The organism is Deinococcus misasensis DSM 22328 (assembly GCF_000745915.1).
Taxonomy (GTDB): Bacteria; Deinococcota; Deinococci; order Deinococcales; family Deinococcaceae; genus Deinococcus_C; species Deinococcus_C misasensis.
Genome location: NZ_JQKG01000052.1, coordinates 10,039 through 26,022, shown reverse-complemented (window position 1 = coordinate 26,022; position 15,984 = coordinate 10,039). Strand labels below are relative to the sequence as shown.

Below are 15,984 nucleotides of genomic sequence, written 5' to 3'. Positions count from 1 at the left end.
GCTCTGAATTCCAGCGGACCCAGAACACTCGGGCTCCGCGCCAAAGGCAACTGGCAACAAAAAGGCAACCTCTGGACCGAAGAATTTGAATACCTGAACCAATATCGGGTCTTTCAGTTCTCCGTGATCGAGCAAAAACCCTTCAACACCATTTGCGTGCACATGGGTTACCAACCCAAAGCCCAAAACTAACCCCGTCCAGAGCACCAGAGGCATCCCTTTTCGGAATGCCTCTGGTTTCAGTGTCTTCTGGTTTTATTTTGAGGGGGCAATCAAGAATGGATGCTTGATTGCTGCACACTCTGGGTTCAAGGGGACCAGAGGATCGTTCAGGAAAGCCTCCACCAGAGTGCCTGCACAGTTGCCGGGGGTGGGATCAAAAGTGCCGTGTGCGCCGTCAGGGAAAGTGACCAGTGTGGAATTTTTCAGTGCAGCTTGCACTTCACGGGCATAAGTGGGAGGGGTCACAGGGTCCAGTTCTCCAGAGAGCACCAGTGTAGGGATGTCACTCTGGACAGGTTCCAGAGAAGATGCAGGGATCACGTTCCATTGGTGACCTTCACAGGCTCTGGCATAGGTGATGGCCACATCTGCAAAGGAAGCCTGAATGGCTTTGATGGGGCGGTCCACTTGCAGGTCTTCAGGTTTGGAGAAAGGGATTTGCTCATTGCAAGCAAAGGCGAACTGCATGCCCACACTGCTGAGGCCCACCATGCTCTGGGTGTACTGCACCAGAATGGTCAAGACTTCAAGGTCGCCTTTGTCTGTTGCATCAATGTAAGCAGGGATGTTGAGCACCAGAGGGGTGGTGTACTGCATCAGGGTGAGGGTGCCTCCAAAGGTGGCAGCATTGACAGGTACGTCCAGAGCCTGCCCGGTTTTCAGGTCTGCCACTTTGATGTTCAGGGGTTCTTTGTCGAGCCGTTCAGCCAGATTTTCCAGACGGGTGCTCAGGTTGGGATGGGCGGTGTTGCAAGCCTGATCTGCTTCACAGCGTTGCAGGATGGTTCTGAGGGATTGGGTCACCGTGCTTTCACGGTTCTGGATGTAGTTGGCACGGGTGCTGACCACGGCATCCAGAACCACAGAGCGCAGTTTCTCGGGGTGGCGACGCATCACTTCCTGCGCCAGCCTTGAACCGTAAGACACCCCGTACAGGTTGGCTTTTTCTGTTCCAAGGGCTTCAATCAGTAGGGCCACATCGTCCGCACTTTGCAAGGTGTTGAAGGTGCCCAGATTCACGCCTGCTTTCTCCAGATCCGTGAAGCACTGTTGCAGGTGGTTCAGCATTTGCTGGTTCTGCTCGGTCATGCTCAGAGACTGCAATTCAGTGGCTTTGTCCCAGAAACCGGGGCAGTCCAGAGAAGGCTGCGAAGCACCCACGCCACGCTGATCGAAGAACACCAGGTCCCGCTCTGGGGCGAGGGCCTCCACCATGTAACTGGCGGCAGGGGCAATGCTGGCGGTGCGCTGTCCGGGGCCTCCGTTGAGCACAATGATGGGGTCTGCCTTTTTGTTGGTCAGGGTGGATTTGTAGAGGGCCACATGCAGTTTGTAGGGGGTGCTTTTGGGATCTGCATGGTCTGCTGGAACTTCAACGTAGCCACATTGCAGGGTGTGGTTTTTTGCAGGTGGGAAAGGGGCGCCAAAGTTGCATTCGCTCTCGGTCATGCCAGCGGCTTTGCCATGTGAGGCGGAAACCATGGCTGCCCAGATGGCAATGGCAATCACAATGAAGTGTTTGATGGAAGGTTTTTTGCGGGGTTTGGTTTTGTTCATGAAGTCCTCCAGAGCCAACAGTTGGCCTTCACAGGGAAAACCCTGTGCTGCACGGTTTCAATTTTGGGAATGGGAAAGATCGGCAAGCCTGATCAGGTCAAGCTTCCTTGACATTCAGAGTAAAGGAAGCCAAACTTTTTGTCAAGCTTCCTTGACATCAAAATTTATTTTTGCCCCTTCAGGACACGCTGAATGGGTCATTCATATGAAAAACTTCGTAGTAAGCAAACGCCCGTTCAATGACATGGGAAAGCTCCTGAAACACCGCTTCATTCGCAGTTTTCAGGTGAAAGGTGTTTTTGCCGTGCAAAGCCTTTTGCAAAGCAGGGCTCAGGTCTCTGGTGAGGCCCTTTTCCATGCCCAGAGGTCCGACCATCAGGCTGACGTGCTTTTCATGGACCCTCAAAATGGCAAACTGACCGTACCACCCATCGTTCTGCGGATCACGTAATTCATAGCTTTGGCCCTGCAAAGCACCATTCACCGAAATGTGCTCAACCATTGGCCCCTCATAGGCCTTCAAAATGCTTTTCAGACGCTCAAAGATTGCAGAGAAAGTCTGGTTCTTCACAAACCCTCCTTATGTCAAAAGCATAAAACAATCCATTGAATTTGCATATCAACCTGTTGTGCACCCGAGCCACAAAACCTCAATTCTGGCCAATTCGCTCAGAAGCCCATATATACAAACCGGCCCACATGTCCCCTTCCAGCTTGACCCCCACACAGGCACGCGCTACCATGGCACTAATGCAGAACTTCGGAAGCCTACTACCAACCAACGCTGACTCGGCGGGAGTGTAGCGCAGGTTTCCTGTACCCTTGAATCCCCGACCCCCGAGGCAGCCCACGCGGCACTCGGGGGTTTTCGTTTCTCACACCTGCTAAAGGAGCACCCAGATGAGACACATCAAGATTTTTGACACCACCCTCCGTGACGGCGAACAATCCCCCGGCGTGGCCCTCAACCACGCACAAAAACTTGAAATTGCCCACCAGCTGGCCCGTCTGGGTGTGGACATCATCGAAGCGGGATTTGCCATCTCCTCCCCCGGCGACTTTGAGTGCATCCAGCGCATCGCTCAGGAGGTGCACGGTCCGGTGATCTGCTCTCTGGCCCGCCTCAACAAAGCCGACATCGAACGTGCAGCCATGGCCCTTGAGCCCGCCGACAAGCGCCGCATCCACGTGTTCACCTCGGCATCCAAAATTCACCTGGAGAAGATGCTCAAGAAAACCCCCGAGCAAATTCTGGAACTCAGCCACGAGATGATCCAGTTTGCCCTGCAATTCACCGACGATGTGGAATTCAGCGCTCAGGACGTGATGCGCGCCGACCCCGAGTTCGTGTACCAGCTTTACCGCGTGGCCATTGAAGCCGGAGCCACCACCATCAACATCCCCGACACCGTGGGTTACGGTTCTCCCAACGAATACGGACGCATCATCCGCACCATTTACGACGATGTGGTGGCCGGACGCAACGTGGCCATCTCCACCCACTGCCACGATGACCTTGGCATGGCCACCGCCCTCAGCCTTGCTGCTGTGGAAAACGGAGCCACCCAGATCGAGTGCACCATCAACGGCATCGGTGAACGGGCTGGAAACACCTCTCTGGAAGAAGTGGTGATGGCGATCCACACCCGCAAAGACTGGTACCACGCCGAGACCAAAATCAACACCCGCGAACTGTACCGCGCTTCCCGTCTGGTGTCCCGCCTCACCGGAATGCCCGTGCAGCCCAACAAGGCCATCGTCGGAGACAATGCTTTTGCACACGAGTCTGGCATCCACCAGGACGGGGTCCTCAAGCACAAAGACACCTACGAAATCATGAACGCCGAACTGGTGGGCCGCGAAGCCGCCGTGATGGTGATGGGCAAGCACTCGGGCCGCGCCGCGTTCAGAAAAGCCCTCTCTGACCTCGGATACACCTTCACTGACGAGAAGATCAATGCCCTGTTTGCCCGCTTCAAAGAACTCGCAGACCGCAAAGGCCAGATTTACGCCGATGACCTGCGCGCACTGGTCGAGGCCCGCACCGACGTTCCCCAGACTTTCACCCTTCAAGGCTTCCAGATCACCTCGGGCCTGAACATCACCCCTGTGGCCTTCGTGCGCCTCTCTACGCCAGAGGGCATCGTGGAAGCCACCGCTCACGGAGATGGACCTGTGGCCGCCGCCTTCAGTGCCATCAACCAGATCACCGGCATCACCCCAGAGCTGGACACCTACCGCATTCAGGCCGTCACCCGTGGTTCTGAAGCTCTGGGAGAGGTGTCCATCACTGCCCGCTACCAGAACATGCACATCACCGGCCAGAGCGTTGCCACTGACGTGGTGGAATCTTCTGCCCGGGCATGGATCCGCGTGATCAACCAGATTGTGGCCGGAATGGGCAAAACCAAAGTGGCCACCGACGCCGCAGAAAGCCTGTAAAAGCGGTCAGGTTTCAGCCTTCAAAAGCCAACAAGAAGCGCGGAACATTCCGCGCTTTTTTGATGCTGCCAGAAGTTTACAGTCTACAGTGGACAGTTCACAGCGCCCAGTGCGACGCGGGCCGCCCCGCAAGCACGTTTTCAGGGCAAGACAGCGAGAATGGTTGCTCCCGCACGCAATGGACATGTTTTTTAAAACACACCCACATGACCTGTGCCATGTGTTTGAAGAACATGCTTGCTGTCTACCGTGAACTGTTGACTGTAAACCCTCCCAGGCCCAGACTTCTCCTCACAGCTGTCCATCAAACCCTTTAAAATCACCCCATGATCCTTGAAGTGGCCATTCTGAACGTGATTCCCGGCAAACAGTCTGAATTCGAGCAGGCTTTTGAACAGGCCCAGAGCATCATCTCGGGCATGAAAGGGTACCTCTCCCACGGGTTGCAGAAATGTCTGGAGCAGGACAGCCAGTATGTTTTGCTGGTGCGCTGGGAGACTCTGGAAGACCACACGGTGGGTTTCAGGGGCAGTCCAGAGTATCAACAGTGGAAAGCCTTGCTGCACCATTTCTATGATCCTTTTCCAACAGTTGAACATTATGTTCAAGTGTTTTGAGGAAGAAAAACGGGCGAGGCATGCCTCGCCCCTACGTAGGTGGTAACAGTTGTTCTACCTTGGCTGTTTTTGCCCTCGGCTCTCGGCAGAGCCTTCTGCTTTCTGCCCTTGGCCCTCGGCCTGTAAACCCTCAGGTCAAAAACACCCAGAACGGCGTGTCCTGCTCCTGCCAGAACTTGATGGTTTCCTCCAGAATTTCCATCAGGATGTCGTAATCTTCCCCGAGGGCTTCCTCAAGGTGGTGGGTGCCTTCCAGCACCAGCACGTAACCCTCGGCTTCACGCCACGACAGGTCCATCAGGCAATCAGAAAGGGCATCCCAGTTCTGTCCGAAGTACTCTGGGAATTCCAGATCTGAGGCAAAGGCATACAGCAGATCCTGTTTTTCGGTGACGATGCCCAGATCCACGCACATGAAGGCATAACCTTCTTGCAGGGCTTCCGTGCGCAGGGTCGCTTCATCGGTGTGGAGGGGCAGGATGCCGCAATCTTCCAGGGTGTTCAGGCTGAGGTCGGTCATTTGAGGATCCTCCGGAATGAACGGTAGTGGTCGCTGGTGTAAAAGCAGTCCAGCTTTGGGCCACAGACGATGCGCCGGGCACCCCGGTCGGTTTCGCCGGGTGTGGGCACGGTGTACTCACGGTAGTAATTGGCAGGCTGGATCGGCAATCTTTTCTCACGGTTCTGAAACACCGAACCGTCTTTGCGGTAAGGAAAAGGGCCACCCTTGAGGATCAGTTGATAGGTGTTCTGGACTTCTCTGGGAAGCTGTGACAGTTTCACAGCAGGCACATCTCTGGCACACCCCACCGAGGAGGTCAGCACCAGCAGCACCCCGAGCAGCCATCTCTTGTTCAGACCCATGCGTCCAGCTTATACCAAGCCGCGCAGGGATGGAAATGCATTTTGTCAGGAAGACCTCAGACTCTGGCAGGCCTTGTCACCACACCGTTGCGGCCCTGTCCTTTGGCTTCATAGAGGGCTTCATCGGCAATGTGGAGGGCAGTCTCCAGCGTTCCAGAGGTGAACAGGGTCACCCCAATGCTGAGGGTGACATTGCGGTCTCCCATGCCGGGCCATCTGGATTCGGACACCGCCTTGCACAGCCTCCAAGCCAGTTGCTCTGCTTGAATCAGGCACGGGGTGTGCAGGGCCACCACAAACTCTTCGCCACCCAACCGGCCAAACACATCCCCTTCTTGCAGGTGCAGGCGCACAATGTCTGCGATGCCCTTCAGAACCGCATCCCCCATGCTGTGGCCAAAAAGGTCATTGACCTTCTTGAAGTGGTCCACATCGAAAAGCAGCAGGGCACACCCGGTGCTGGCACCCATTTCACGGAGCAAGTGAACGGCATGCCTTCGGTTGAAAACCCCAGTCAGTTCATCTTCTCGGGACAGTTTTTCCAGCAGCTTGTTCTGCTCTTGCAGTTGTTTTTGCAGGTGTTGCAGCTCCTGAACGTGCTGCACATGCAACTCGTTGGCTTTGCGTTCCACCTCGATCTGGCCTTGCAAAGCCACCATCTGGGCCTGCAAAATCACCCCTTCGGTTCGCACGGAACGGTCCAGGGTGTGCAGCTTCCAGAGCACCTCGAAAGCTTTCTCGTGCTGCTTCCAGAACCTCAGGTAACGCACGTAAGAATTGAGCAGTTGCAGGAGTTCCCCGTTGGTGCCCACCTGTTCCAGTTGCCTTGCGGCTTCCTCAAAAGACTGCATGGCTTCGGTGTGGTCGTCTTGCAGGCAGTACAGAAAGGCTCTGGCCTCGTAAGCACTGGCCCATGCCGTGGGCTGATCCAACTCCTGAGCAATGGCCCAGGACTGTGCAAAGTGCGCTTCGGCCTCAGGCAAACGGTTCAGGTGAATCAGCAACCGTGTGGCCAGACTGTGGGCATACAGTTCCAGAAACCGGTCTCTGGCCCCTCTGGCCTCTTCAGCCACCTGACGGAGCACCGGCACTTCAGGCTCCAGAGCCGACACGGGCAAAACCGCCATCTCAAACTCCAGCACCCGCACATCCACCAGACTCAGACGGGCATAAGACTGCACCACCTGCACCTGTGGATGGTGGGCAGGCAAATCCAGCACGCTCTGGTAGGTGTGTTCGGCATCGGTCATGCGCCCGAGTTTCTCAAGGGTGTCTGCCAGATTCAGGGTGGCAATGGCAAACTGCTCCTCATCCAGACTTTCACTGAGCCTGCGGGCCTCCTGAAAGTAAGGCAAGCTCTGCTCGTACTGCCCGATGCTGGACAGCATGGTGGCAATCAATTGATCGGCGGTGGCTTCGGTGTGCACGTCTCCAGCTTCCACAGCCAGAGCCAGCAGTTCCCACGCCTCACGCAAGCCTTCGTGGTTTTCACCTGCGCTGGAAAGGCAGTTCACAAAACACCTGCGAACCTCCAGTTGCACGTCCAGAGGGGCCTGTTCGGTCAGGAGCACCCTTGCCTGACGTGCAAAGTCCAGGGCTTTTTGCGGCTCCTGGTAGGTCCACGCCTGAGCTTCGGTGATCCAATGGTTGAGGGGCTCAGGGAGGGCAACAGGGCGTGGCATAAGGATAAAAAGAGCGTAGCACACGGCAAAGGCTCTGGGTGTGATGATTCACCAGATGAAGTGGACGCAGGATGATACAGCAAAAAGCCCTGACATTTGCAAAAGCAAGAACCCCCGAGGAATCCTCGGGGGTTTCTGTGGTGGGTTGTGTAGGGCTCGAACCTACGACCCAGTGATTAAAAGCTCGGGCAGAACCTGAACCGAAATTTGTTAAATAACGTAATTCATTGTCCAAAAAAACGTTTTTTTGATTTTGTTTCCTCCGATTTTTCGGGGTTTTCATCGGTTTTTTGTGGGGATTGTTGTACAGATTGTTGTACGGGTTCCTGCACCAGATCCGCCAGAGACAAACCTGCAGCACGCCGCTGTTCATCGTAAACATGGGCGTATGTGTTCAGGGTAAATGAAACATCGGTGTGGCCCAAACGCTCCGCCAGCGTCTTCACCGGAATGCCCCTGCGGATGGCCAGAGAAGCATAAGAATGCCTCAGGTCATGCAAGCGGATCTTGCGCACCCCTGCCTTCTGGATCAGGTCGTAAAACACCCGGTTCAGGTTGCGGGGCTCTATGGGGGTTCCTGCTTCAGAAGCAAACACCCAACCGCTGGGATCTCTGGGCACCTGCCTGAGCAGATCCAGCATGTCTTCACCCAGAGCAATGGTCCTCTCCCCTGCTCTGGTCTTGGGCTTGCTGACCTCTGTGGGCACACCCCGCATGCCCTGCTTGACCGCATGGCGGATCTTCAACCAACCTCTGGCAAAGTCGATGTCCTCCCAACGGACACCCAACAGCTCAGAACGCCGCAAACCCGTGGTGATCGCCAGGTAAAACAAAGGGTACAGACGGTGGCTCTTGCAGGCCTCCAGAAAGCGCATGGCCTCTTCTGCATCCCAGAACTCCACGTCCTTCTTCTCTGCCTTTGGAGGCATCACCTGGTCGGCCACGTTCCGCCAGAGCAAATCCCACCGGACCGCCTGATCCAGAATGCCCTTGATCAGGGTGTGCACGTACTTGCACGTCCGGGCAGACAAAGGCTTGCGCTCCTTGCCCTTCTTCTGCTGAGACAAAGACGGCAGCTTTGAATAAAACTCCTGCAAGTTCAAAGCAGTCAGTTTGTCCAGCCGGATGTCACCAATCTCTGGTTTGACATACTGGTCCAGAAGCATCCGGTAAGATTCCAGCGTGGCCGGTCTGACCTGCGAGGCTTTGAAGTCCAGCCACCTGTCCATCAAGCCAGCCAGCGTGAGGTCTGTGGTGACCCCACGCTTTTTCAGTTCCTTCAACTGGTCCAGTTTGGCTTGCACTTCTTTGCGGGTCTTGCCATAGACCCACTTGCGCAAGGGTTTCCCATCTTTCTGGTAACCCACCATCAGGGAAGCGTAATAAGTGCCGTCTGGACGCTTGCCAATTGTACCTTCGCCGTGACCACGTTTATTCATACTCGAGTTGTTAAACCTCCAAATTATCAGTACTTATCTAAAACTGCACATCCCCCACCCTAGAAAAGTAAGACAAGTATTTATTTTTTATATGCAAAGCCGGTTCGTTTCTAACAAGTAATATTGGATTTTTTTCTCTTACTTTAGAAAAATGAAAGCTGCAAGAGAAGGAAAGATTGAATATTAAATAATAATTGCCTTCTCTAATTTTTTCCGAACCATTTATACTAATTTTAATCCACTTAAATATACTATCAGCTTTTTTAATTTTTGATTTAATTTTTTCATAAGCTCCTTCGCTCACAAGAATACCCATGACGAATTTATGCAGTTTTAATTTATCTTGTGCATGATCGCATGGGGGAGAAATATCCATGATCACAGATATAATATCATTTTTATTAACATCCTGATCAGAACAGTATTTATCGTATGAATCAATACTATCAAATTTGAATATATCAGTAATTAAGTCATTTTCATATTCACTGATTATATTTGGATCCCAGTCCGAGCAGACGTATAGACTACCAAACTGATGACTCATAGATTTAGCTTGTATTACATTGATTGATGAATTCAATTTGCCTTTTTCGGATTCTTCAATACTATAACCTTTAGATTCATTAATTAATAATTTAACATTATTCATAAATGTATCTAAGTTATTATTATAATCACAGCAGTCTATCTCATCGCCTATTAATAGCGTGAAAGATCTTAATATAGATCTATATAATTCAATGTTATCTTCTTTACTTCCTCTAGATCCCATAAAGTGATATACAATTTTTGCAAACATTTTATCACTATTCTGTTCTTTTATAACATTACTATACAATCTATTACTTACTCCCTGAACAGCTTTTGCGACTTCACTTTCCCAGTTTAATTGTATATCAAAAATACTTTCGCTTTTGATAAGATTATTCATTTCCTCCTCAAGAATAGTAGGATTCCTGTTGATTCTTTCCTTATCGAGAGCTCGTATTTTATAGTATTTTAATCTAGGTAAGTATTCCTTAAGAGCGATCTTAAATTTATCTATATCATCAGAATGATTACTAAATATCAAAATAACAACTGGACCAATATCTTCGGGTAATATTACATCTAGAGATGATAAAAGAGGATCAAAGCCATCCTGAATAGTGCTTAAATATAAATCTAGAATTAAAAAACGTACTCCACTAAATTTAATTTCTAAATCCGAGTAATTTTCTATATAATTGCAAGCTATGCCTTTTAAACTAAGAAATTTTATTATATTTTCAACTTGATCTCTAGAATCATCTATCAAGACAACTTTACTTTCGCGAAAGTACTCAAGCATTATGTTCCCCCAAGTCAAGAATTACGACTGCTCCCTTATAAATCTCAGGTATTTGAACTTCTCTACTGTCAGAAAATCTAAGAGCTCCTCTTCTTCCTTCCATAACTTCATTTGCCAAGAACAAACCTAGCCCCATGCCATCAGGCTTTCTAGTAAAAAATGGGCGGATCAAGTATTCCTCCTCATCAATAAATCCTGGGCCAGAATCAGCAATAATTATCATTGGATTTCCATTAATTCTATCTGTTATTTCAATATAAATCATTTTATCTTCAGAATATCTTGATGTCCACCATACGGCATTTTCTATTATATTTGTAATAGATATCATCAACATTCTAAAAGCATCAATTTCAATTCCAGATATGTTTTCGTCATATACCTTGCTTAATTTAATACCATGCCTCTTCATTCGAATTTGCAAATTAAAAATTGACTGGTCAACTATTTTTTTTAATTTTTCCTTCTTTTTATTATCATTTCTTATAAATCCAGACAAATTATCTACTATTTTGGAAATATCATAAACCTTTTCTCTAATAATTTCATAATCGTACTGCTCCTCGAAAAGTTGCCTGATCGAAGATATACCCTTCTCTACTTCATGTATTACTAATGATAATCCAGCACCAATTTGAGCGGCACTGGTAATACTACTTTTAAATTCATTATATTTAAATTCCATATATTTTATATGCTGATCTATAGCCTCTTTAGATTCGCCACTATTTATCATTTCTCTAAGCTCTTTAAATTCGCTGGATAGATCTTCTTGGTTCTTATTGATCTTACTGGTTTTATAATACATCCTAATTTTATCTTTATCTTTATTTCTCTCTAATGTGATATCACTGATTATACTAGCAACAATTTTAGTAAACGCATCATACTTTTCATTTTCAATGAAACCCTCTCTATTAGTTTTTTCAATCAGGCCTTCACTATCGGGGTATCTCAGGTTTATAGAACCCAAAATTATATTATTGCTAATCCTTTTTGTTGGCGAATTAACTCTATTAACATCGAGCGAAAGCCAGTCAACACCTTTTTCGCCATAATTGAAAATTCTTATACCATCCCTATAGACTCTCACACCGCCGTTTTGATCTAAATAATCTTTTAGATCTTTTTTATTACCATTATAAAGCTTAATTACATAATTATCTCTATCGAAAATCATGAACTCGAATTCAAATTTTCCAATACCCTTCAATGTATCAGGTATTTGCTCACCTTTTTTGACTTTTATATCCATATATTCACTCACAGCATAACGGGGACTAATCTTATTGAGCATATTTTTATATGGTTGGAATTTATATTCATAAACGTATTTTATCCTATTATTTATCTCATTACAGACTCCTCTAATGTGGAATAAGGCAAATTCCCTTATACTCTCTAGTCCGAGAGGTGGAACATATCCCTCTGGCATAGGATCAATGTTGAAATATATATTAAAATCAGACTTATTTTTAAAAGGAGAGATTATTGAAGCGATGGAATTGTGCAGATTTTTAATTTGGCCCACAGACCATTCATCTCGAAGTGAACTTATTTCTATAAATGTTCCAGTTTGATCCGGAGCAAATTGATATTTTAAATCTGTTTCTATTACAACAGGTATGTCATGTAAAGCTACATCTCTATTGAATTCTTCCCAGTTAATCTTTAGGGAAATTTCAGGATCATTTTCAGATTTCGTATGCAAAGTAATTTTCCTTCCAAGCTTGTGAACGGAAAATCTACCTATTCCCTTACCACCTAAAGGAAGTCTATGGTATTTTGTGGTTCTAGTATTTGATAATAGAGATTTCATTTTATGGTTAATACCCAATTTGAGCCAAACATTATTTATAGTTTCTAAATTCATTCCAGTTCCATCATCAGATATAATAATTCTTGCCTTATTTGGATCATCAAAATCAATAAAATCTACATAAACAGTCGCCGCATCAGCATCATAAGCATTTTTAATAAGCTCAAATACAGCAAGACTTGGATCTTTTATTAAATGATCACCCAAAAGTGGTATCATCCTAGCATCGACTTCGAAGTTTTTGCTTATTTCTGCCATGTCTTAACCTCCAAGTACTCAAAAGACAATTTTAAATTAGGCATAAACTACATTAGAAAATTATTTATCACAGCGACAACTCGCACACCAAGACTTTTTTTCTCGCCCTTTTCTTAATCTTACGATTTTTTCAAAAATAATTATAGAGTAAGATGTATAAGGGTTTATTCTTATTACGGCTCCCAGATCACCCTCCGCACCACGCCTTCCAGCACCATATCCGGGTACTGGGAGGCCCAGAAGGTTGGCCCACCCACCTTGTAAGACCTGAGAAGGGTGTCTTCCCCTTTGGAGAAGTATTGTTTGACCACTCCGGTTTCCAGCTGTGGAATCCAGGCCACCACGATTTTCCCGTCCGTTGGGATGGCGTCACTTTCCACCAGAATCTTGCTGCCGTGTGGAATCTGGCGGGTCACGAACTCATCAGACATGCTGTCTCCATTGACGACCAGAATGAAAAGCTTGGCCACATCCACAGCTTTGGGCAGTTCCCGCATGTCGAATTCCACGAATTCTGAAGGGTGGTCGTGGGCATGGATCTTTTTCAGGCCAGCGCCGACTGTGCCATAAATGGGAATTTTGACAGTAAGGCTTGCTGGTTCTGCATTGGGGTTCAATGGGAACGCAGCTGTACGGGACACATCTATATGCTGTGCCAAATTGGTAATTGTCTCTGTATCGAACAAGCCTAGCGCAATCAATAAGGTGTATTCATTTTCATATCCAAAAGCTTTTGAAAGCGCTCTAAGGGTCTGGGGTTCTGAAAGATACATCGTCCAGAGCGTCTTAAGAGGGTTAGCGAACAGTTGGTTACCAACCCAAGTGCGGGACTTGCCAGCCACACGAGCTACCCCAAGCTGATCCAGGTCATTTTCCCTCATCCGCTGGCGCAACATCTCTTCTGCTGTACTGTCGCTTAGTTTCGGGCTCATTATAGGAATCATAAACGTATCTCTAGTTTTATTAGCATAAGTCTCTAATATTTTTAGATCTGTGCTTGATTACGCCTCGATTTTACTCTAATATTCTTAGCATGGACAACCTTAGCGACCTTATACGGGAAGCTCGGGAGGCTAAATTGTTGACTCAAAAAGAGCTTGCCGAGGCCATAGGAGTAGCACCAGAAACAATTTCGACTTGGGAACGCGGGGCAAACACCCCTCGAAAACCCATCCTACGGAAGGTTTTTGCTTACCTTGAAATTCCTCTAAAAAATTTAGAACAAAAGAAGGGAACTGCACATGAGTGAGAGCAGCGAAGTCTTATACCTCGGAATCCCAGCCAACAGCCTTCTGGTCCAGCAATTGGTCCAGAGCATCACGAAAGCCGTCAAAGATTCGGTGCAGGTGCCAGAGGGCAAACTGCTGATCACCGTAGAGGAAGCCGCAGAGCTTCTGGGCATCAGTGAAGCCCGTGTGCGTGGCATGGCCAACGCTGGAAGCCTGCCCGGTGTGGTCCGCAACGAAGAAGGGGCCGGCAAGATCCTGTTCAAGCGTGCGGTGCTGGTCCAGTGGGCTTCCACAGAAGAGGTGATTTGATGCCTCCTTCTGCTTTTGATCAAGCCCTGGATGCCCCCATCGGCAGCGATGCACCAGCAGGAGACACCAGAGCCACGTTTGAAGCCCTCTCCCCTTTTGCCCGTTCGGTGGTTCAGATGCTGTTTCAGTGTGGGGTGCATCCCAGACAGACCGTGCATCCTCTGGCAAGTGGCAGGGAATTCTGTGTGCAGGCGCTGGATGTCAGGCTTTTTGTCAGCAAGGCCAATTTCAGTACCATGAACCGCTTTCTGGAAGAACACCACGCAGAAGTGAAGTCCATCTGTGCTGGTCCAGCCCATGTGGTGCTGTTCATGCTGCAGGACCAGAGGGATTGATCTGTCATGCTGACCCGCTCCCAAACCCTTGAGCACCTTCGACTGGCGGAAAGCAACGGTCCCATTTACGCAGAACACCACGACCTGAAAGCCCTGCAAGAACTTCAGGTCAGTGTGGTGCGTCTGTGCAAGCCCTTCCAGCATGATCCTGTTGTGGTGAAGCGTGGTGGCCAGATCCTCTCTGGCCTCATGCGTTTGCATGGCAGGGCTCTGGTCCGCTTCCAGAGGTGGCTGCATGCTTGACGCGCAGACGCTGCAATTTCTGACCCGTCACCAGAAGAAGGGCAAAACCTTGCCCTTTCTTCTATCCGATGTCCAGAGTGTCCCAGAGACCGCACCAGAAACAAAAAAAGCCGATTTGGAATTGCAAGGGATCACACAGGATTACCAGCAGGTCTTGCCAGGTCGGGATGAAGTGCGTTCCAGCCCTCCAGAAATGCGCCTTGGGGCGAAAGAGTGGATCCGCCGACTGCTGGACTGCCCGGAATACTTGGGCCTGAAGCTCAGCAAAGCAGAGGATGCCATTTATCAGGCGGCTCTGGAGCTGGCCATCCACTACGCCAGAGCCAGAGGGCTGAGCAAGGCTGTCACCACCGTCACCTTCCACATGCCTGCGGAACTGGTCATGGAGTTCGCGGGGTACAAGAAGAGCACCTTCTACGTTGCGTTAAAACGGCTCAGAAGCCTCCGGCTGATGGCGGTGAAGGGAAAGACAGGGGACTTGCGCGGGCTGGCCCGCAAAACGGGTTCCATCTTCTGCATCAAGTTGAATCCAAGACACACCCACATCACCCCCCGCATCAGCATTGAAGAGTTGCAGCATGAATGGCGTGACCTCAATGCAGATGTGAAGACTGGAAAAACCGCGTTCAAAACACTGAATGGAGAGTCATATAAATCGGAAGAGGTCTTAAATGCCCAACTACTTATCAATACTTGGACGTTACCCCCTTCCAAACTGAACCCTGATGCGTTACACATGACTCTCCAAAATGGGCCGGATGCCGTTCTGGACGTTTTTGACCTCCCAACCCTTCGGGAAGCCCCCAAAAAGAACCGTGGCGTGCTGGTGGATTTGCTCGCCCAGGGCATTGCTGCCCGCCTGAAAGACCACAGGTCCATCAACCTTTACCGGAAGGTGCTCTGGCAAACCCTCAGGATGCTGGACCGGGGCATTGACCAGTTGGCTTACCTGCAAGCCTCGATCCAGAGGGCAGAAATTGCCTTGAAGGAAAACGCTGTCCGCAAAACGGCAGGGGCACGCCTGATGGACGACTGGAAACGCTCGAAGTTCTGGGATGAGCTTCGCAACACCCCGCAATTCCGCGTTGGACCCACCCCAAAGGCACAAGCATGAACATCCAACTTCAGTTCACCGATCCAGAGCGGGCAGAAGCATTTCAAGCCTTCTGCGACAAACTTCAAGCCACCCCGGATGAAGTGGTTGGGGCTCTGGTGCACCTTTACATCTTTGACGCCATCTGGTTTCACCGTGCACGCACAGCCAAAGGGCTGTCCTGCCACACCCGCATGGCCATTCACCAGCTCAGAAATCCAACTCGGGTTTTTCCTGCTTCTGAAGACCCTTCAAGCCCCTCTGTCAATCCATCTCTGGAGGACATGCCGTCATGAAAACCAGACCCATTGGTGTCAGATCCGACCTCTACGACATCCTTTCTGTCGAAGCGCAACAGCGAAACGTGTCCATTTCGGTGGTGGCCAACGAAAAACTGCAGCAAGCCCTCACCGCATCCAACGGCAAGCAGGACAACGAAAAAGCTGAAACGCAACAGCAAAACGCCATTTCACATGAGTTCAGCAACTTCAGCAGGTTCTGAACAGCAAAAACCCCGTTTCGTCATCCCACCCCAACACCAC

The 15,984-nt window shown here is 49.4% G+C and carries 19 protein-coding genes; 10 read left to right on the top strand and 9 right to left on the bottom strand.

From position 1 onward, the window contains the following. Positions 1–192: hypothetical protein (locus Q371_RS27605; protein WP_034344034.1), on the top strand; the 192-nt coding region annotated here is incomplete at its 5' end. A 63-nt stretch (positions 193–255) separates the two neighbouring features. On the opposite strand, the gene Q371_RS20420 is transcribed toward Q371_RS27605, so the two are convergent. Both Q371_RS20420 and Q371_RS20415 read right to left on the bottom strand, forming a co-directional pair. Continuing rightward, positions 256–1,779: an alpha/beta hydrolase gene (locus Q371_RS20420; RefSeq protein WP_034344033.1), complete on the bottom strand. Its 1,524-nt coding sequence runs from the start codon at positions 1,777–1,779 to the stop codon at positions 256–258. A gap of 178 nt (positions 1,780–1,957) precedes the next feature. Continuing rightward, positions 1,958–2,350: a hypothetical protein gene (locus Q371_RS20415; protein WP_034344032.1), complete on the bottom strand. Its 393-nt coding sequence runs from the start codon at positions 2,348–2,350 to the stop codon at positions 1,958–1,960. Positions 2,351–2,679: 329 nt separating this feature from the next. Between Q371_RS20415 and Q371_RS20410 the strand changes: the two genes are divergently transcribed. Beyond that, positions 2,680–4,221, top strand: coding sequence for a 2-isopropylmalate synthase (locus tag Q371_RS20410; protein ID WP_034344031.1), 1,542 nt, complete (start codon positions 2,680–2,682; stop codon positions 4,219–4,221). Between the two features lie 326 nt (positions 4,222–4,547). Continuing rightward, positions 4,548–4,838, top strand: coding sequence for an antibiotic biosynthesis monooxygenase family protein (locus Q371_RS20405; protein ID WP_034344030.1), 291 nt, complete (start codon positions 4,548–4,550; stop codon positions 4,836–4,838). A 130-nt stretch (positions 4,839–4,968) separates the two neighbouring features. On the opposite strand, the gene Q371_RS20400 is transcribed toward Q371_RS20405, so the two are convergent. The 7 genes from Q371_RS20400 to Q371_RS27305 all read right to left on the bottom strand — a co-directional run bounded on the left by Q371_RS20400 (position 4,969) and on the right by Q371_RS27305 (position 13,165). Next, positions 4,969–5,358, bottom strand: coding sequence for a barstar family protein (locus Q371_RS20400; protein ID WP_051964907.1), 390 nt, complete (start codon positions 5,356–5,358; stop codon positions 4,969–4,971). After that, entirely contained in the window at positions 5,355–5,702 is a 348-nt protein-coding gene (locus tag Q371_RS20395) for a guanyl-specific ribonuclease (protein ID WP_034344029.1), read from the bottom strand. The genes Q371_RS20400 and Q371_RS20395 overlap by 4 nt, the downstream gene beginning before the upstream one ends. A 56-nt stretch (positions 5,703–5,758) precedes the next feature. Further along, a complete protein-coding gene (locus Q371_RS26120) occupies positions 5,759–7,384 on the bottom strand; it encodes a tetratricopeptide repeat-containing diguanylate cyclase (RefSeq protein WP_051964905.1) in 1,626 nt (541 codons plus the stop codon). Between the two features lie 224 nt (positions 7,385–7,608). Continuing rightward, positions 7,609–8,823: a tyrosine-type recombinase/integrase gene (locus Q371_RS20385; protein ID WP_034344028.1), complete on the bottom strand. Its 1,215-nt coding sequence runs from the start codon at positions 8,821–8,823 to the stop codon at positions 7,609–7,611. Positions 8,824–8,860: 37 nt separating this feature from the next. Further along, positions 8,861–10,156: a hypothetical protein gene (locus Q371_RS20380; protein WP_034344027.1), complete on the bottom strand. Its 1,296-nt coding sequence runs from the start codon at positions 10,154–10,156 to the stop codon at positions 8,861–8,863. After that, on the bottom strand, positions 10,149–12,233 hold the full coding sequence (locus tag Q371_RS20375) for a sensor histidine kinase (RefSeq protein ID WP_034344025.1): 2,085 nt from the start codon (positions 12,231–12,233) through the stop codon (positions 10,149–10,151). Before Q371_RS20375 ends, Q371_RS20380 begins: the two co-directional genes overlap by 8 nt. Before the next feature lie 173 nt (positions 12,234–12,406). Beyond that, a complete protein-coding gene (locus Q371_RS27305) occupies positions 12,407–13,165 on the bottom strand; it encodes a LexA family protein (RefSeq protein ID WP_169743894.1) in 759 nt (252 codons plus the stop codon). Positions 13,166–13,266: 101 nt separating this feature from the next. Here Q371_RS27305 and Q371_RS20365 point away from each other — a divergent pair, with 101 nt between their 5' ends. Genes Q371_RS20365 through Q371_RS20335 form a run of 7 tightly spaced genes read left to right on the top strand, consistent with a single transcriptional unit; the run spans position 13,267 to position 15,944 of the window. Beyond that, entirely contained in the window at positions 13,267–13,482 is a 216-nt protein-coding gene (locus Q371_RS20365) for a helix-turn-helix transcriptional regulator (RefSeq protein WP_034344022.1), read from the top strand. Next, positions 13,475–13,771 carry a helix-turn-helix domain-containing protein gene (locus Q371_RS20360; protein WP_034344021.1) on the top strand — a complete coding sequence of 99 codons (297 nt, stop codon included), beginning with the start codon at positions 13,475–13,477 and terminating at the stop codon, positions 13,769–13,771. Before Q371_RS20365 ends, Q371_RS20360 begins: the two co-directional genes overlap by 8 nt. Continuing rightward, the gene (locus Q371_RS20355) at positions 13,771–14,106 is read left to right on the top strand and encodes a hypothetical protein (protein WP_034344019.1); all 336 of its coding nucleotides are present in this window, start codon (positions 13,771–13,773) and stop codon (positions 14,104–14,106) included. The genes Q371_RS20360 and Q371_RS20355 overlap by 1 nt, the downstream gene beginning before the upstream one ends. A gap of 6 nt (positions 14,107–14,112) precedes the next feature. Further along, positions 14,113–14,349, top strand: a complete 237-nt coding sequence (locus Q371_RS20350; protein WP_034344018.1) for a hypothetical protein — start codon at positions 14,113–14,115, stop codon at positions 14,347–14,349. Further along, positions 14,342–15,463, top strand: a complete 1,122-nt coding sequence (locus Q371_RS20345; protein ID WP_034344016.1) for a hypothetical protein — start codon at positions 14,342–14,344, stop codon at positions 15,461–15,463. Before Q371_RS20350 ends, Q371_RS20345 begins: the two co-directional genes overlap by 8 nt. Next, positions 15,460–15,738, top strand: coding sequence for a hypothetical protein (locus Q371_RS20340; RefSeq protein WP_034344015.1), 279 nt, complete (start codon positions 15,460–15,462; stop codon positions 15,736–15,738). The genes Q371_RS20345 and Q371_RS20340 overlap by 4 nt, the downstream gene beginning before the upstream one ends. Beyond that, entirely contained in the window at positions 15,735–15,944 is a 210-nt protein-coding gene (locus tag Q371_RS20335) for a hypothetical protein (RefSeq protein WP_034344014.1), read from the top strand. The genes Q371_RS20340 and Q371_RS20335 overlap by 4 nt, the downstream gene beginning before the upstream one ends. Positions 15,945–15,984 lie beyond the last annotated feature (40 nt).

What these genes read in the sequence shown, in the direction of transcription:
- Q371_RS20420 (WP_034344033.1), bottom strand. Translation starts at nt 1,779, where the DNA reads ATGAACAAAACCAAACCCCGCAAAAAACCTTCCATCAAACACTTCATT.
- Q371_RS20410 (WP_034344031.1), top strand. Translation starts at nt 2,680, where the DNA reads ATGAGACACATCAAGATTTTTGACACCACCCTCCGTGACGGCGAACAA.
- Q371_RS20405 (WP_034344030.1), top strand. Translation starts at nt 4,548, where the DNA reads ATGATCCTTGAAGTGGCCATTCTGAACGTGATTCCCGGCAAACAGTCT.
- Q371_RS20400 (WP_051964907.1), bottom strand. Translation starts at nt 5,358, where the DNA reads ATGACCGACCTCAGCCTGAACACCCTGGAAGATTGCGGCATCCTGCCC.
- Q371_RS20395 (WP_034344029.1), bottom strand. Translation starts at nt 5,702, where the DNA reads ATGGGTCTGAACAAGAGATGGCTGCTCGGGGTGCTGCTGGTGCTGACC.
- Q371_RS26120 (WP_051964905.1), bottom strand. Translation starts at nt 7,384, where the DNA reads ATGCCACGCCCTGTTGCCCTCCCTGAGCCCCTCAACCATTGGATCACC.
- Q371_RS20385 (WP_034344028.1), bottom strand. Translation starts at nt 8,823, where the DNA reads ATGAATAAACGTGGTCACGGCGAAGGTACAATTGGCAAGCGTCCAGAC.
- Q371_RS20380 (WP_034344027.1), bottom strand. Translation starts at nt 10,156, where the DNA reads ATGCTTGAGTACTTTCGCGAAAGTAAAGTTGTCTTGATAGATGATTCT.
- Q371_RS20375 (WP_034344025.1), bottom strand. Translation starts at nt 12,233, where the DNA reads ATGGCAGAAATAAGCAAAAACTTCGAAGTCGATGCTAGGATGATACCA.
- Q371_RS27305 (WP_169743894.1), bottom strand. Translation starts at nt 13,165, where the DNA reads ATGAGCCCGAAACTAAGCGACAGTACAGCAGAAGAGATGTTGCGCCAG.
- Q371_RS20365 (WP_034344022.1), top strand. Translation starts at nt 13,267, where the DNA reads ATGGACAACCTTAGCGACCTTATACGGGAAGCTCGGGAGGCTAAATTG.
- Q371_RS20360 (WP_034344021.1), top strand. Translation starts at nt 13,475, where the DNA reads ATGAGTGAGAGCAGCGAAGTCTTATACCTCGGAATCCCAGCCAACAGC.
- Q371_RS20355 (WP_034344019.1), top strand. Translation starts at nt 13,771, where the DNA reads ATGCCTCCTTCTGCTTTTGATCAAGCCCTGGATGCCCCCATCGGCAGC.
- Q371_RS20350 (WP_034344018.1), top strand. Translation starts at nt 14,113, where the DNA reads ATGCTGACCCGCTCCCAAACCCTTGAGCACCTTCGACTGGCGGAAAGC.
- Q371_RS20345 (WP_034344016.1), top strand. Translation starts at nt 14,342, where the DNA reads ATGCTTGACGCGCAGACGCTGCAATTTCTGACCCGTCACCAGAAGAAG.
- Q371_RS20340 (WP_034344015.1), top strand. Translation starts at nt 15,460, where the DNA reads ATGAACATCCAACTTCAGTTCACCGATCCAGAGCGGGCAGAAGCATTT.
- Q371_RS20335 (WP_034344014.1), top strand. Translation starts at nt 15,735, where the DNA reads ATGAAAACCAGACCCATTGGTGTCAGATCCGACCTCTACGACATCCTT.